Here is a 14,904-nt window from a genome sequence, read left to right as displayed (position 1 = left end):
TGGTCACCTCAGGAAATCGATGAGCGAGGGCTGGATCACCTTGGCCGTGGCGGCCAGGGCGGCCTGATACGAGGTCTGCTGGAGCTGCAATTCCATGATCGCCTTCGGCAGGTCGACATCCTCGATATCGGAAAGCTGCGACGACACGGACATCAAGCGATCCTCAGCGGACTGCTTCATCTGGGTAACCCGATTGTATCGGGCGCCTACGTCCGAAAGAGTGGAAGTCAGGAGATTGGACGCTTTATCCAAGTTCTCCAGACCCTTGGTGATAGAGGCCTCATCTCCTCCCCGCATGGCGTCTGTCAGGCTGTCCAGGACCCGAAACAGCTGTGCCTCGTTGTCGGTCCCGTCCGCGTTCTTGTCGGTGCCGAATACCTCCGGGCCGCGTACGTCGACCCGGACCTTCGCGTTCGGCCCGATGGCCCGGAGAACCTGGCCGTTCTCCTCCCCGATGTAGCCGCCGGACGCGGCATCGTAGGCGGCCGGGTCAGCCGTGGCACCACCGAAGACCGGCCGGTCCAGGTACTTCGCGTTGGCGTACTGAAGCAGCGTTCCTTTGATCTGCTCGATCTCCTGGGCGCGGGCCCGGTTCGCCTCCGGTGTGCTGCTGGAGCCGGAACTGGCGGCCGCGACCGTCAGGTCGCGAACCTTGGCGATCAGCGTGGTCGCACTCTGCAGGGTGTCCTGCACCATGCCGAGCCGGCCCATCGCGTCGTCGGCATTGGTGGAGTACTTCTTGTTCGCGCGTATCTCGCCGCGCAACTGCAGTGCGGTCACCGTGCCGGTCGGCGAATCCGACGGGCGATGTAATTGCTTGCCACTGGAGATCTGATCCTGCGCGGTCTGGGTCCGGGCGAGATTTCGTTGCAGGCTCGCCATCGTCCGGGTGCGCACACTGCTTTCGGTGACCCGTGGGCTACTCATTGACTGAACTCCCCTTACCTACCGACCAGCCCGGTCCTGTTGATCAACTGGTCGAGCATCGAGTCGATGGTGGTGAGCACCCGGGAGGCCGCCTCGTAACCCCGCTGGTAGGTCAGCAGGTTGGTCATCTCCTCGTCGAGGTTCACCCCGGACTCCGCGTCCCGCGCGGCGTCCACCTGGTCGGTCACCGAGTTCTGGATGTCGCGCCGGCGGATCGCGGACTGCGCGGAGACACCCAGGTCGCCGATGAGCGCCTGATACTCGGCGTCGGCGTCGGTCCGGGACGTGGCCAGCTCGGACAGGTCGTCGGCCACGACGCCGTCCAGGATCTTCGGCACCGAGTTGCCGGACGGGTCACCCGACGAGACGGCAAGCTTTTCCGGGTCGGTGACACCGACCTTGATGTTCGCGGCGGAGAGCGGCGCGGAGGAGTCGATCCGGACGAAGAACGGGTCGCCGTGCGTGCCGTCCATCGCGAACCCTCCAGCGTGGACGGTGCCGTCCGCGCTGGTGCCGCCGGCGTAGACCGCGTTCACCGAGTCAGCCAGCTTCGTCGCCACCGTGTCCAGGCGCTGGGAGATGGTCTGCAGCGTGCCGCCACGGGCGAGCAGTTCCATCGAGGCGCCCAGGGTTCCGCCCGCGCTGACCGGTCCCTTCGTGTCGGCCCAGTCCAGGTTCACGTCGACGGTGGCGAGGTCCTCGAGCCGGGTGGCCCCGTGGGGCCGAACCTCGATGGTCCGGGCGGAGAAGTCACTGACCAGCTGGGCGCTGCCGACATAGACGTTGACCCCGCCGTCGGGCGTGTCAGTCGCCGTGGCGCCGACCAGCTCGGAGAGCTTGAGGATCTGCTGGGCCCGCTGGTCCTGCAGCTCGTTAGCCTGCAGACCGGCCTGGGTGGCGATGACGATCTCCTTGTTCAGCTTCGCCACCGCCTCGGCGGCCTTGTTCACGTCGCCGACGTACGTCTCCAGGCCGGCCCGGGTCGACTTGTACTGGCTGTTCAGAGCCCCGGCCGCGTCGTTCAGCGTGGCCGCGACCGTGGTGGCCTGCTCGATCAGGGCGGCCTTCGGCGCGGCCTTGTCGGGGTTCGCGGCGACGGTGTTCCAGCCGTCCCACATGTCCTGCAGGCGGGCCTGCAGCGCGGTGTCGCTCGGCTCCGCGAAGACGTCCTCGATCAGCCCGTACGCCCCGGCCCGCGCGTTGTGGTAGGCCGAGTTGGCGTGCTCGGTGTAGCTGCGATGGTCGAGCGCCGTGTTGCGCATCCGCTCCACCGAGGAGACGGTGACGCCGCTGCCGACCGCGTCGGTGGTCGCGTAGATGCCGGGCACCAGGTTGGCGTTCTGCGCGTGCATGACCACGCGCTGCCGGGTGTAACCCTCGGTGCTGGCGTTCGCGATGTTCTGGCCCGTGACGTCCAGGCCCCGGCGCTGTGCGTAAAGAGAAGTGAGTGCGGTGTTGAGTCCGCTGAATGTGCTGCCCATCAGATCGCCTCATCAACCAGAGTGGGGCGCCGCACGGCGCCGCTGACGGTCTGGCCCTGCGGTCCGTACGTTTCCACAGTCTCGGCGAACGCGAGCATGGTTTCGCGAGCCGCACGCTGCCCCGCGGTGAGCAGGTCACGATTGACGTCGGCCAGGGCCCGGATCTCCGACGTCAGCATGAGGAACGCCTTGCGGTGCTGGTGCAACAGGTCCGACCAGGGATCGGGTGCCGCGTCCGCGAGCTCACCGAGCGAGGCGTCCGGCGACAGACCGAGTTCGACGGCGACCTCCTGCGCGTAGGCGGCGCGGATCACCTCCGTCTGCCGGATCTGATCCAGTACCACCTCCACCTCGCGAGTGGCGTGGCTGAGCCAGCGTGACCGGTTGGACGCGAGGAGCAGCTGCTCCTCCTCAAGCTTGAACAGCAGCATCTCGAGCAGCTCACGTGAACGCCACAGGACGCTGGCCAGGTCGGTCAGGCTCACCCGGTCCTCCGTCGTATCGCTGGGTCGGGCTCACCCCCTCGGCAGGCCCGCTCATTCGGACAGGTCGGCACATCCGCCGTGCCGCTGAGCGGTTTCCGACGATCGCCCCAGCTGCCCACCCAAAGACGGACTGGGGGCGGCGCTTTCTTCGGTTCGCCCGAAAAGACCGAAAAAATCTCAGAGAATCCTCATGGCCTCTCGGCGACCAGCCGAATGGATGGGGCGTAACACCACGGCCTACGGACGGGCCGAGTCAGACCCCGATCAAGGAGGAATCACCCCAATGGGTCTTCGCATCAACCAGAACATCGCCGCGCAGAACGCCTACCGGAACCTGTCGGTGACGGACAACCAGATGGCGAAGTCGCTGGAGAAGCTCTCCAGCGGTTTCCGCATCAACCGGGCGGCGGACGACGCGGCCGGCCTCTCGATCTCCGAGGGCCTGCGCTCGCAGATCGGCGGCCTCAAGACTGCCGTTCGTAACACCCAGGACGGCGTGAGCGTCGCCCAGACCGCTGAGGGCTCGCTCAACGAGGTCACCTCGATCCTGCAGCGTATGCGCGACCTGTCGGTGCAGACGTCCAACAGCGGTGCCATGGACGCCGACGCCAAGGACGCCGCCAACAAGGAGATGAAGCAGCTCAACGCCGAGCTCGACCGGATCGGCAGCACGACCTCCTTCGGCAAGGCAAAGCTGCTCGACGGCACCTTCGGCGCCACCAAGCAGATGGCCAGCACCGGATCGGTCGACCTTTCCGACAGCACCGTGCAGAGCACGCTGGCCGGTGGTTTCAGCTTCACCCTGACCGAGGCCGACGGGAACGCCCTCAGCGCGAACAACACCGTCACCTTCGCCGCGAACGAGATCACCTCGGACATGAGCGGCCAGGACATCGCCAAGGCGATGAACGAGAAGATCTCGACGGTGCTCAAGGCGAACGGCATGCAGGGCAACGAGGTCAGCATGACGGCCACCACCGGCACCGACGGTGAGGTGTCGTTCAAGATGACCGGTGTCGGCGACTTCGCCATGACCGACACCGGCACCGGCGCCGCCCTCGGTATGGACACCTCCACCACCACGGACATCGCCGGCCTCACCAACACCGGCCGTTTCCAGGTGGGCGCCAACGCCAACGCCAACGAGCGCATCGGCGTCTCGATCGGTGCGGTCAACTCCGGCACGCTCGGCACCATCGCGCTGGACCTGACCACCTCGGACGGCCCGAACAAGGCCATCACCGCGCTGGACAAGGCGATCCAGTCGGTGTCCGACTCGCGGGCGGCCCTGGGTGCCATCCAGAACCGCTTCGAGCACACCATCAACAACCTGAACGTCGCGGTGGAGAACCTCTCCGCCTCCGAGTCCCGGATCCGCGACACCGACATGGCGCAGGAGATGGTGTCGTTCACGCGCGCCCAGATCCTGACCCAGGCCGGCACCTCGATGCTGTCCCAGGCCAACCAGTCGGCGCAGGGCGTTCTCTCGCTGCTCCGCTAACCGAACTGCCACCGAGCACAACTCAATCGGCAACGCAAACGAACCGAAGAGGAAGGGGTAGCCGGCGATCGCCCGCCGGCTACCCCTTCCCAGTTCCCGCCCGCAGTTCCCGCACTGAAAGCGAGCTACCGTGTCCAGCTCTGTCGACGGCCTCGTCAGCGGTCTCAGCACCTCCAGCCTGATCAGCAGCCTCATGCAGGTCGAGGCAGCCCCGCAGAACCGGCTCAAGACCAAGGTTCAGACCGCCGAGAACACGGTGGCCTCCTACATGTCCGTGAACAGCAAGCTGGGCGCGCTGAAGAGCTCCGCCGACACGTTGGGCCAGCTCCCCACCTGGCGGGCGCTCCAGGCGACCTCCAGTTCCACGACGGTGACCGCGACCGCGACGGGTGGCACGAACTCGGCGGCGGGGAGCACGACGTTCGACGTCATCTCGACGGCCTCCGCCCAGGTCGCGACGATGGAGTACGCGGCCGGCAACAACGACGCGACCGGGAACAACGGAACCAAGCTGACCTTCCGGTTCGGCACGCCGCCCGGGGCCCCGGTCGAGGTAGCGCTCGGGACGAGCAAGAAGCCGGCCGACATCGCTGCGGCGATCAACGGCACCAAGGGCCTCAACGTACGGGCCGGTGTCGTGACCACCAGCACGGGCGCCACCGTCCTGCAGCTCAGCAGCACCAAGCCGGGTACCGAGAACGCGTTCCAGGTGACCGGTCTCTCCAACGGGGTCCTGCCCGAGCCGACCGTGGTGACCGCCGCGGAGGACGCCAAGATCCGCGTCGGACGGCTGGCCGGCCCCAGCGAGCCGGAGTACATCCTTCCGGGCGACCCGGGCTACCCGGCGCTCTCCCCGGGCAGCTACGAGGTCAAGAGCAGCAGCAACACCTTCACCGGGCTGATCGCCGGCGTCTCGGTCACGGTGACCAAGCCGGAGGTCGGCGTCACGGTCAGCGCCAACATCGACACGGCCGGCATCGCGGAGAAGATGCAGGCCTTCGTCGACGCCGCCAACGCGGTTCTCGAGGAGGTCTCCGCGCAGACCGCCTACGACCCCAACACCAAGAAGAGCTCACCGCTCACCGGTGACTTCATGGTGCGCGAGCTCAGCTCGAAGATCATGGGCTCGATCAGCGGTGGCCTCTCCTACGCCAACCCGAAGTTCAACGAGCTGGCCCCGGTCGACCCGGTCACCAACCCCAAGACGCTCTCCTTCGGCAGCCTCTCGCAGTTCGGGATCCAGCTCGAACGCTCCGGCAAGCTGTCCTTCAAGGCCTCCGAGTTCGTCGCCGCCTACCAGGCCGACCCCGCCAAGATCCAGGAAGCCGTGATCGGCATGGCGGACAACTTCGAGGAGCAGACCAGCAAGCAGGCGGGCAGCGTCACCTCGGTCATCCTCGGACGGCGCCAGGAGATCGACAACTTCAACGCGCAGATCAGCAACTGGGACACCCGCCTCGCGGCCCGCAAGCTCGCGCTGCAGAAGCAGTACACCAACCTCGAGACCGCGCTCGGCAACTTGAAGAACCAGTCCAACTGGCTCGCCGGCCAGCTCGGTGGCCTGGGCTGACCGATCACCGCGCCAGCCCGACCGGACCGGACCATCAGTGAGGAAAACCAGTGAGCGCACCCAATCTTCGTGACCGTTACCTGCAGGACTCGATCAACACCGCCTCGCCGGGCAAGTTGCTGACCATGCTCTACGACCGCCTGATCCTCGACCTGATGCAGGGCGAGGAGGCGTTCCGCAACGACGACCGGGAGGTCGCCAACGAGAAGATCAGCCACGCTCAGGAGATCATCATCGAGCTGCGCTGCAGCCTCGACATGGAGGCCTGGGACGGCGCGCCGGGACTGGCGAACCTCTACGGCTTCATCCTGACCGAGCTGATCGGCGCCAACATCAAGCGCGATCCCGACCGGGTCGCCGGGTGCCGCAAGCTGCTGGAGCCGCTGCGCGACGCGTGGCGCGAGGCCGCCGCGGCCGGGACATGAGCACCGCGACGCCGGCCGTGGACTGGCGGGAGGCCTGGACCGCCGCCCTCGACGAGCTGGAGATGGACGTCGTCGCGGTCGAGACGATGCTCGCCGACGAGCGCCGGCTCGCCGAGACGCCGCCGTCGGACCTGTGGCGCCCGCCGACCGAGCTCGGCGCGCTGCCGCTGGAGCTGCGCCCCCGGGCCGACGCGATTCTGACCCGCCAGCTCGCCGCGGCGGAGGAACTGGCCCGGCGGCTCACCGCCAACCGCCAGCAGTCGGCGATGACGTCCCGGATCGAGACCGGCGAGGCGGTCAAGCGCCCCGTCTACCTCGACTGCGCCATGTGATCACGAACGGGAGAACGTCCCGGAGCCCCGAGCGGGGGTCCGGGACGTTTTCGTGTGCAACCTCCCAGCAACCGCTTGGGACTCAGCGGATCGGCGGTCACGCCGAACTGCATGGTACGAGCACGGATTGCTCAAGTACTTCAAGCCAAGGATCGGCGACATGACGGATATCGACTAGGGAGAAACCTATGTTCGACGACCGCTCGTCGTCCGCACTGCGCGTCGCTGTCGCGGGCCTCGCGGCCCGGCAGACCGCCATCGCCAACAACATCGCAAACATCGAAACCCCCGGCTACCGGGCGCGTAAGGTCAAGTTTGAGGAGGCGCTGAGCAGCGCCGTAGCCCGTGGCGAGTCGCCGCTCGGGGTTACTCCGAGCATCCAGCAGTCGCTGGAGCCGACCAAGCTCAACGGCAACAACGTCAACCTCGACCACGAGACGCTGCAGCACATCGACACCACGATGCGCTACCAGCTGACCATCCGTGCACTGGACGGCAAGTACAACTCGCTGCGCGAAGCCATCAAGGGGGCCTGAGGATGAGCATCTTCAACGCGATCGGCGTAGCCGGCACCGGCGTCACCGTCTACCGCAAGTGGCTGGACGCGGTGGCCGACAACATCGCCAACGTCAACACCACCACCCGTACCTCGGAGAACGCCTTCCAGGCGCGCTACGTGCAGGCACGTGCCGCGCAGGACGGCAACGGCGCCGAGGTGGCCGGGGTGCACTTCGGCAGTGCCGAGGGTGTGCTGGCCTACGAGCCGGACAACCCGCTGGCCGACGCCGAGGGCTACGTCCGCCGGCCGGACATCGACATGGGCAGCCAGATGGCCCAGATGATGATGGCCCAGCGTTCGTACCAGGCCAACCTGGCGGTCGTCGACCGGGCGCGGGACTCCTACACCGCTGCGATCAACCTCGGGAAGTGAGTGTTGTGAGCTCACCGATCAACCCGATCGGCGGTTTCTCCGGCATCGCCGGCATCGGGGGGACCGACTGGTTCTCCGGTGCCGGCGAGGCTACCGGCACCGCCGCGGCCAAGGGCCCCAACGCCGACTTCGCCGGGATGCTCGCGCAGGGCATCGAGAACGTCCAGGCAGCGCAGACCAAGGCCAGCGACCTGGCGGTTCAGGTCGCCGACGGCACCTTGAAGGACCCGGCCCAGTACACGATGGCCGCCACCGAGGCCTCCCTCGGTCTGCAAATGACCATGGCAATCCGCAACAAGGCCGTCGAAGCTTTCCAGGAAATCATGAGGATGCAGGCCTGACATGACCGACCGCCTTCCCGCTCCGGTACGCCGAGTCACGGACACCTTCAAGTCCTTCACACCGGGACAGAAGGCTGTCACGATCTTCGCCGTCATCGCCATCCTGGTCGGCGGCTACTTCTTCGCCACCTGGGCGGCCAAGCCCTCGTACCAGATTCTGTTCAACAACCTCTCGACCAAGGACGCGAGCGCGATCGTCGAGTCGCTCCAGAAGTCGGGTACGTCGTACGAACTGGCCAACGACGGGCAGACCATCCTGGTGCCCCGGGACCAGGTGAACGCTCTGCGGCTCCAGCTGTCCGGCGAGGGCCTGCCGAACGACGAGGGCACCGGCTACTCGCTGCTCGACCAGCAGGGCATCACCACCAGCGACTTCATGCAGCACGCCAACTACCAGCGGGCGCTGGAGGGCGAGCTCGCCAAGACGATCAAGTCGATCGACGGCGTCGAGGCGGCCACCGTGCACCTCGTCATGCCGCAGGAGGACGTCTTCACCGACGACCAGAGCAAGCCGACCGCGTCGGTGCTGGTCGCGTCGAAGGCCAACAACCCGCTCGAAGAGCCCCAGGTGCAGTCGATCGTGCACCTGGTCGCCTCGAGCGTCGAGGGTCTCGACCCGACCCAGGTCACGGTGGCCGACTCGGAGGGCCGGATGCTCTCCGCCGGCGGCGGTGCGGCCATCGCCACGGGCGGCAGCAACAGCGCCGAGCAGCAGACCGTCGCCTTCCAGAACCGGATGAACTCCTCGTTGCAGCGCATGCTGGACAACCTGGTGGGTCCGGGCAACGCGGTGGTCACCACGACGGCGGAGCTGGACTTCGACCAGACCGAGACGCGCAGCAAGACGTACAGCGCCGACCCGGCCGTGCCGGCCGAGTCGGAGAGCATCAACACCGAGACCTACTCGGGCAGCGGCTCCGGCAACGGCGGAGTGCTCGGCCCGGACAACATCCAGGTCCCCAACGGCACCGGCTCCGGCCAGTACTCGAACAAGAACGAGGTCCGTAACCGGCAGCTCAACGAGGTGCAGGAGGTACGTCGCAACGCGCCGGGCGGCATCGACCGGCTCAACGTCTCGGTCCTGCTGAACAGCACCACCGCGGGTGCGGTGGACGCCAACCAGGTGCAGCAGCTGATCAGCGCGGCGGCCGGTATCGACGCCACCCGCGGTGACACCATCGCGGTCGCCTCGATGCCGTTCGACACCAGCGCGGCGGACGCGGCCAAGGACGAGCTCGCTGCCGCGGCGGCTGCCGAGAAGGAAGCCAAGCAGCTCACGCTGATCAAGACGGCCGCCCTGCTCTTCGTGGTCCTCGCGCTGGTCTTCCTGGCCTGGCGGGCGAACCGGCGCGCCAAGAAGCGTCAGCAGCTCACCGAGGAGGAGCGCCGGCACCTGGAGGAGATGCAGGCCGCGCTCGAGGCCCAGCGTCAGGCGGAACTGGACGCCACCACGGCCATCGCCGGCGTGAACATGCTGGAGAGCGCCGAGGTCGCGGGACGCGACGACGAGGCCCGTCAGGAACGGCACCGCGAGATCGAGGACCTGGTGCGGGACAAGCCCGACGAGACCGCCGCGCTGATTCGCAGCTGGATGGCGGCGGACTCCTCGCACTGACCTCCCTGACACCAAGCACGACCGTTTGAGGAGTATCCGTTGACCACACCCGCGCTCACCACGCTGTCGATGACGGGCGTACGCAAGGCCGCGATAATGCTGGTCCAATTCGGCAAGGAACAGTCCGCGCAGGTGCTCGCGAACATGACCGAGAAGGAGGTCGAGATGCTGTCCGCCGAGGTGGCTCGGCTGGGCAAGCTCGACCCGGTTCAGGTCGACGACGTGATGGACGAGTTCTACGCCATGGCCACCACCCGGTACGCCGGGTCCGGTGGCATGGACTACGCCCGGGAGCTCCTGGAGGCGTCGCTCGGCAAGGACCGGGCGGCGCTCATCCTGGACCGGCTCGAGGCCTCGATGAACGACATCCCGTTCAACTTCCTCAGCAACGCGGACCCACGGCAGCTGCTCTCCTACGTCCAGTACGAACACCCGCAGACCATCGCCCTGGTCCTCGCGCACATCCCGTCCGGCCTGGCCTCCTCGATCCTGGCCGGCCTGCCGCTGGAGGTGCAGACCGAGGTCGCGCACCGGATCGCGATCATGGACCGGACCTCGCCGGACATCATCCGCCAGGTGGAGACGGCCCTGCAGCGCAAGCTCTCCAGCGTGCTGCAGCCGGACGAGCTCTCCACGGTCGGCGGTCTGCAGCCGCTGGTCGACATCATCAACCGGGCGGACCGCACCACCGAGCGGCTCATCCTGGAGGCGCTGGACGCGCGCAGCCCGGAGCTCGCCGAGGAGATCCGGCGCCGGATGTTCATGTTCGAGGACATCGTGAACCTGGAGGACCGGGCGGTGCAGCTCATCCTCCGCCAGGTGGAGCCGGCCGACCTCGCCACCGCGCTCAAGGGCGTGCCGGAGAACGTGCGGGACAAGGTCACCAAGAACCTCTCCGAGCGTGGCCGGGAGAACCTGCTGGAGGAGATGGACCTGCTCGGCCCGGTCAAGGTCAAGATGGTCGAGGAGTCCCAGGCCAAGATCGTCGGTGTCATCCGCACCCTCGAGGACTCGGGTCAGATCGAGATCCAGCGCGGTGGCGAAGCCGATGAGCTCATCGCCTGACCGGCCGGTGATCCGCGGGGCGGTGGCCGAGAGCGCCACCGCCGCGCGGTTCGCGGTCGACCTGCGCAATCCGGAACCGATCGACAACGAGGCCACCGAACGTGCTCGACAGCAGGCCCGTACGACGGGCTATGCCGAAGGCTGGGCGCAGGGCAAGCGCGACGCCGCGGCGGCCACGGAGGCCGCCGCGGCACGCGCGCTCGCGGCCGAGGAGGCGTACGACCATCGCCGCGCCGCCGCCCTCGCGAGCGCGGTGAACGCTCTCGGCCGTGCGGTCACCGAGATCGAGAACCAGCTCATGCCGACCTTCAGCGAGCTGCAGGAGGTCGTGCTGGCGAGCGCCTTCGAGCTGGCCGAGGCGATCATCGGGCGCACCCTGCGCGACGATCCGGAGCGCGGCATCGACGCGTTGCGCCGGGCGATGAGTGCCGCGCCGGAGCACGGCGGGGTGACCGTGAGCCTGCACCCGGAGGACTACCAGACGCTGGTGGGCACCGCACCCAACGGCGATTTCGAGCACGAGGGCCGCCGGATCACCCTGCGCCCCGACCCCGGCCTGCAGCCCGGTGACGCCGTCGCCGAGACCGGCACCGCGACCGTCGACGCGACCATCGCCGCCGCGCTCGCGCGTGCCCACGAGGCGCTTCGCATCTGACCCCAGCCTTGAGGAGACGGTCGGTGACCGACGTCTTTCAGCACCGTTTGCACAACGCGATCGCCGCAGCCCGGCCACTGGTGAGCGGCCGGGTGACCGGCGCGGTCGGGCTGCGGGTCACCGTCAGCGGACTGGAGGCGAACGTCGGCGACCTGCTGCGGATCGGCTCCGGTCCGGAGGCGGTCTATGCCGAGGTGGCGGCCCTCGACGGCGATCGGCTCTCCTGCCTGCCGCTGGGCCCGATCGCCGGGATCGGCGCCGGCACCTCGGTGGTGAGCACCGGCGGGCCGCTGCGCATCGCGGTCGGCCCGGACCTGCGCGGACGGATCCTGGACGGCCTGGGCCGTCCGATGGACGGCGGGCCGCCGCTGCGCGGCGAGCTGGTCGCGATCGACGCGGCGCCGCCCTCGGCGATGGAGCGCCAGCTGGTCGACAAGCCGATGTCCCTCGGGGTACGGGTACTCGACACGCTCGTGCCGTGCGGGCGGGGTCAGCGCATCGGCATCTTCGCCGGCTCCGGTGTCGGCAAGTCCACCCTGATGAGCATGATCACGCGGGGCACCTCGGCGGAGTTGAACGTGGTGGCCCTGGTCGGTGAGCGGGGCCGGGAGGTCCGCGAGTTCATCGAGCACGACCTGGGCCCGGAGGGCCTGGCCCGCTCGGTCGTCGTGATCGCCACCTCGGACACGCCCCCGCTGGTCCGGCTGCGGGCCGGCTCGGTCGCCACCCGGATCGCCGAGTACTACCGGGACGAGGGTTCCGACGTGTTGCTGATGATGGACAGCGTGACCCGTGCGGCGATGGCGCAGCGCGAGGTGGGGCTGTCGGTCGGCGAGCCGCCGGCCACCCGCGGATATCCGCCTTCGGTCTTCGCGATGCTCGCCTCGCTGCTGGAGCGCGCCGGGCCGGGCGCCCGGGGCAGCATCACCGGCCTCTACACCGTGCTGGTGGAGGGCGACGACCACAACGAGCCGATCGCCGACGCCGCCCGGTCGATCCTCGACGGCCACATCGTGCTCGACCGCAAGCTGGCCACCGCCGGCCACTTCCCGAGCATCCAGGCCCTCGACTCGATCTCCCGGGTCGCCAACAAGATCACCACGCGGGAGCAGCGGGCCGACGCGACCGAGCTGCGCCGGCTGATGGCCGCCCACCGCGAGGTGCGCGAGCTGGTCGAGATCGGCGCCTACGTCCCCGGCACCAACCCGGACGCCGACCGCGCCAACGCGGCCTGGCCGCAGATCAGCGCCTTCCTCCGCCAGGATCTCGACGAGCGAGTCACCGCCGACGACGCCTGGGCCGCCCTGCGCGCCCTACTGGCCACCACCTGACCCCGCCCGGGGCCCCGCGCTCTGGCCGACCACCACGCATTGCGCCCGCTGACGTCGAGGGCACCGAAAACGACTAGCGAAGCGTGGTCGTTTTCGGCGCCTTCGACGTCAGCGTCCAAGGGCGCAATGCCCGCCGAGCGACAGCGAAGGCCAGCCAGCTCAGTAGCAACCCGGGTGCAGGCGCTCAGCGGATCGGCGGGCGGGCCGAAGCGGTCAGGTGAGGGCCCCGCGGCCCCACGCTAGGAGGCCAACGTTGAACCGCCTGTTCCGACTCGGACCCGTGCTTCGCGCCCGCAAGGCTCAGGAGGACGCCGCTCGCGGTGCGGTGATCCAGTCCCGCGCCGAGATCCGTGATGCCCAGGCCCTGGTCAAGCGCCGTCAGCTGGAGCTCACCGGGTCGGACGCGCCGACCGAGGGAACCGCGCGGGCGATGGTGGCCTCGCTGGTGGCCCGGCAGTCGCTCGCCGCCGGGCTGTTCGGGGCTCAGCGGATGGTCACCGACGCCGAAGAGGTGGAGCGGGAGAGGGTCGCCGCGCTGGCTGACGCTGCGAAGCGCCGCCGGGCGGTGGAGTTGATGGCCGAGCGGCACGCCGCCACCGTCCGCGCCCACGACCTGCGCGTCGACCAGGCCAACCTCGACGAGCTGGCGATCACTTCCAAGGCACGTCAAGCCGCCGGCAGTGTCGCTGACGCAGAAATCGCCGAACCAGATGTCGCCGAGCCGAACGGGAGCGAAGCATGACGTTGGGTGTCAGTGGGGTTCTGTCCCGCATCTCGGAGCTGCAGGATCAGCTCGGTCTCGCCCCGGCGCCGGCCGGCCCGGCCGGTACCGCCTCGGGCAACAAGTTCGCCTCCGCGCTCGCCGACGCGACCCGCACCGGCGCGGCGCCGTCCAACGTCGCAGGCCCGAGCGGGGACGCCGTGGTCGCGGCCGCCAAGAAGTACCTGGGCACCCCGTACGTCTTCGGCGGCACCGACCCGAACAAGGGGATGGACTGCTCCGCCCTGGTCCAGCGCGCCTACCGGGACCTCGGCATCGAGCTGCCGCGCAGCTCGGGCCAGCAGGCCCGGGCCGGGCGCCCGGTGGCGAGCCTGGCCGAGGCCAAGCCGGGTGACATCCTGGCCTTCAACTCGCCGGTCGACCACGTCGCCATCTACCTCGGCGACAACAAGATGATCGCGGCGCCCAAGCCGGGCGACCAGGTCAAGATCCAGAATGTGTACGAGAAGCCGACCGCCATCCGCCGCGTCCTGGACAGCGTGCCGGCCGCCGCGGTGCAGGACATGTCCGCGCTGCGCCCGGCCGGCCTGCGTACGTCCGGTGGCCTGAGCGGGGTGCCCTACGCGGACCTGTTCGAGCAGGCCGGCGCCCGCCACGGCGTCTCGCCGAAGCTGCTGGCCGCGGTCGCGAAGGTGGAGTCGGGCTACAACCCGCGGGCGGTCAGCAAGGCCGGTGCGCAGGGTCTCATGCAGCTGATGCCGGCCACCGCCCGTGGCCTCGGGGTCGACGACGCCTTCGACCCGGCGCAGGCCGTGAACGGTGCGGCGAAGCTGCTCGCCAAGCACCTGAAGGAGTTCAAGTCGGTGCCGCTGGCCCTGGCCGCGTACAACGCGGGTGGCGGCGCGGTGCACAAGTACGACGGCATCCCGCCGTTCGCGGAGACCCAGGCGTACGTGCCGAAGGTCCAGAAGGCCCTGGCCGCGCTCGGCGGCTGAGACGTCCCCTTCCCTCCAGCAGAGTCCATCGCCGATAGCAGCAGGGAGACCGCATGACCACGCCGAGTTCTGTGACGGGTCCCGATCGCCGCCCCGTGGCCGACACCACCCGCCGGACGGGTGGGCGACGCGAGGAGGGCGCCGCGGACTTCGGCTCGGCGCTCTCGGCCGAACTGGACCGGCCGGACGACGAGAAGAAGGGCCGGGAGACGCCGGGCCCGGCCCCGGCGGATCGACCGGGTACGGACCGCACCGTGGCCGACCGGGCCCTGTCCGGGCGCGCGCTTGCCGAGCGGGCGTTCGCGGAGCGGGCGGTCAAGGGACGGGTCATGGCCGACCGGGCTCTCGTCGACCGGGCTGCGGTGGCGGACCGGACGGGTTCCGCCCAGCGGAACACGTCGGCCGACCGGGCCGCGGAGCGCGGCGACCGGAAGCCGACGGAGCGTACTTCTGAGCAGCGCGGCACCGCGGGCCGGCAGGCCGAGCGGGCCGCCGCCGAGCGCACCGCCGCGGAACGAGCCGCGGCGGA

The 14,904-nt window shown here is 69.0% G+C and carries 17 protein-coding genes; 14 read left to right on the top strand and 3 right to left on the bottom strand.

The window, feature by feature from the left end; genetic code table 11:
- Positions 1-3 precede the first annotated feature (3 nt).
- The 3 genes from AB0F81_RS24035 to AB0F81_RS24025 are packed head-to-tail and all read right to left on the bottom strand — an operon-like array spanning position 4 to position 2,893.
- Positions 4-927 (bottom strand): flagellin, encoded by a 924-nt coding sequence (locus AB0F81_RS24035; protein ID WP_360200721.1) that lies wholly within the window; start codon positions 925-927, stop codon positions 4-6.
- Positions 928-941: 14 nt separating this feature from the next.
- Complete coding sequence (flgK, locus tag AB0F81_RS24030; protein ID WP_360200720.1) at positions 942-2,408, bottom strand: flagellar hook-associated protein FlgK; 1,467 nt, start codon at positions 2,406-2,408, stop codon at positions 942-944.
- Complete coding sequence (locus tag AB0F81_RS24025) at positions 2,408-2,893, bottom strand: flagellar protein FlgN (RefSeq protein ID WP_196418732.1); 486 nt, start codon at positions 2,891-2,893, stop codon at positions 2,408-2,410. The genes flgK and AB0F81_RS24025 overlap by 1 nt, the downstream gene beginning before the upstream one ends.
- A gap of 283 nt (positions 2,894-3,176) precedes the next feature.
- On the opposite strand from AB0F81_RS24025, the gene AB0F81_RS24020 reads away from it, so the two are divergent.
- The 14 genes from AB0F81_RS24020 to AB0F81_RS23955 form a co-directional block, all read left to right on the top strand.
- The gene (locus AB0F81_RS24020) at positions 3,177-4,394 is read left to right on the top strand and encodes a flagellin (protein WP_360200719.1); all 1,218 of its coding nucleotides are present in this window, start codon (positions 3,177-3,179) and stop codon (positions 4,392-4,394) included.
- 130 nt (positions 4,395-4,524) lie between these two features.
- Positions 4,525-5,964 carry a flagellar filament capping protein FliD gene (fliD, locus tag AB0F81_RS24015; protein WP_360200718.1) on the top strand — a complete coding sequence of 480 codons (1,440 nt, stop codon included), beginning with the start codon at positions 4,525-4,527 and terminating at the stop codon, positions 5,962-5,964.
- 50 nt (positions 5,965-6,014) lie between these two features.
- The gene (gene fliS, locus AB0F81_RS24010; protein WP_360200717.1) at positions 6,015-6,389 is read left to right on the top strand and encodes a flagellar export chaperone FliS; all 375 of its coding nucleotides are present in this window, start codon (positions 6,015-6,017) and stop codon (positions 6,387-6,389) included.
- Positions 6,386-6,721 (top strand): hypothetical protein, encoded by a 336-nt coding sequence (locus AB0F81_RS24005; protein WP_360200716.1) that lies wholly within the window; start codon positions 6,386-6,388, stop codon positions 6,719-6,721. Before fliS ends, AB0F81_RS24005 begins: the two co-directional genes overlap by 4 nt.
- Positions 6,722-6,909: 188 nt before the next feature.
- Complete coding sequence (locus AB0F81_RS24000) at positions 6,910-7,257, top strand: flagellar basal body protein (protein ID WP_360200715.1); 348 nt, start codon at positions 6,910-6,912, stop codon at positions 7,255-7,257.
- Positions 7,258-7,259: 2 nt separating this feature from the next.
- Positions 7,260-7,652 (top strand): flagellar basal body rod C-terminal domain-containing protein, encoded by a 393-nt coding sequence (locus AB0F81_RS23995; protein WP_360200714.1) that lies wholly within the window; start codon positions 7,260-7,262, stop codon positions 7,650-7,652.
- Positions 7,653-7,657: 5 nt separating this feature from the next.
- Entirely contained in the window at positions 7,658-7,993 is a 336-nt protein-coding gene (gene fliE, locus AB0F81_RS23990) for a flagellar hook-basal body complex protein FliE (protein ID WP_360200713.1), read from the top strand.
- A gap of 1 nt (position 7,994) precedes the next feature.
- Positions 7,995-9,608 carry a flagellar basal-body MS-ring/collar protein FliF gene (gene fliF, locus AB0F81_RS23985; RefSeq protein WP_360200712.1) on the top strand — a complete coding sequence of 538 codons (1,614 nt, stop codon included), beginning with the start codon at positions 7,995-7,997 and terminating at the stop codon, positions 9,606-9,608.
- 39 nt (positions 9,609-9,647) lie between these two features.
- Positions 9,648-10,673 (top strand): flagellar motor switch protein FliG, encoded by a 1,026-nt coding sequence (fliG, locus tag AB0F81_RS23980; protein ID WP_360200711.1) that lies wholly within the window; start codon positions 9,648-9,650, stop codon positions 10,671-10,673.
- Positions 10,657-11,328, top strand: coding sequence for a FliH/SctL family protein (locus AB0F81_RS23975; RefSeq protein ID WP_360200710.1), 672 nt, complete (start codon positions 10,657-10,659; stop codon positions 11,326-11,328). The genes fliG and AB0F81_RS23975 overlap by 17 nt, the downstream gene beginning before the upstream one ends.
- Before the next feature lie 23 nt (positions 11,329-11,351).
- Positions 11,352-12,659: a FliI/YscN family ATPase gene (locus tag AB0F81_RS23970; RefSeq protein ID WP_360200709.1), complete on the top strand. Its 1,308-nt coding sequence runs from the start codon at positions 11,352-11,354 to the stop codon at positions 12,657-12,659.
- A 253-nt stretch (positions 12,660-12,912) separates the two neighbouring features.
- Positions 12,913-13,401 carry a cell envelope biogenesis protein TolA gene (locus AB0F81_RS23965; RefSeq protein WP_360200708.1) on the top strand — a complete coding sequence of 163 codons (489 nt, stop codon included), beginning with the start codon at positions 12,913-12,915 and terminating at the stop codon, positions 13,399-13,401.
- The gene (locus AB0F81_RS23960) at positions 13,398-14,375 is read left to right on the top strand and encodes a transglycosylase SLT domain-containing protein (protein ID WP_360200707.1); all 978 of its coding nucleotides are present in this window, start codon (positions 13,398-13,400) and stop codon (positions 14,373-14,375) included. Before AB0F81_RS23965 ends, AB0F81_RS23960 begins: the two co-directional genes overlap by 4 nt.
- Before the next feature lie 95 nt (positions 14,376-14,470).
- Positions 14,471-14,904, top strand: a 434-nt coding sequence (locus tag AB0F81_RS23955; protein WP_360200706.1) for a hypothetical protein, incomplete at its 3' end; no start/stop codon positions are given.

The sequence above is a fragment of the Actinoplanes sp. NPDC024001 genome (genome assembly GCF_040638955.1).
Classification (GTDB): Bacteria; Actinomycetota; Actinomycetes; order Mycobacteriales; family Micromonosporaceae; genus Actinoplanes.
The sequence above is the reverse complement of the archived record's forward strand: the minus strand, read 5'-3'. Positions and strand labels throughout refer to the sequence as shown.

Excerpts from the sequence above, each read along its gene's own strand:
- AB0F81_RS24035 (WP_360200721.1), bottom strand. The coding sequence starts at position 927 with ATGAGTAGCCCACGGGTCACCGAAAGCAGTGTGCGCACCCGGACGATG.
- flgK (WP_360200720.1), bottom strand. The coding sequence starts at position 2,408 with ATGGGCAGCACATTCAGCGGACTCAACACCGCACTCACTTCTCTTTAC.
- AB0F81_RS24020 (WP_360200719.1), top strand. The coding sequence starts at position 3,177 with ATGGGTCTTCGCATCAACCAGAACATCGCCGCGCAGAACGCCTACCGG.
- AB0F81_RS24005 (WP_360200716.1), top strand. The coding sequence starts at position 6,386 with ATGAGCACCGCGACGCCGGCCGTGGACTGGCGGGAGGCCTGGACCGCC.
- AB0F81_RS24000 (WP_360200715.1), top strand. The coding sequence starts at position 6,910 with ATGTTCGACGACCGCTCGTCGTCCGCACTGCGCGTCGCTGTCGCGGGC.
- AB0F81_RS23995 (WP_360200714.1), top strand. The coding sequence starts at position 7,260 with ATGAGCATCTTCAACGCGATCGGCGTAGCCGGCACCGGCGTCACCGTC.
- fliF (WP_360200712.1), top strand. The coding sequence starts at position 7,995 with ATGACCGACCGCCTTCCCGCTCCGGTACGCCGAGTCACGGACACCTTC.
- AB0F81_RS23975 (WP_360200710.1), top strand. The coding sequence starts at position 10,657 with ATGAGCTCATCGCCTGACCGGCCGGTGATCCGCGGGGCGGTGGCCGAG.
- AB0F81_RS23960 (WP_360200707.1), top strand. The coding sequence starts at position 13,398 with ATGACGTTGGGTGTCAGTGGGGTTCTGTCCCGCATCTCGGAGCTGCAG.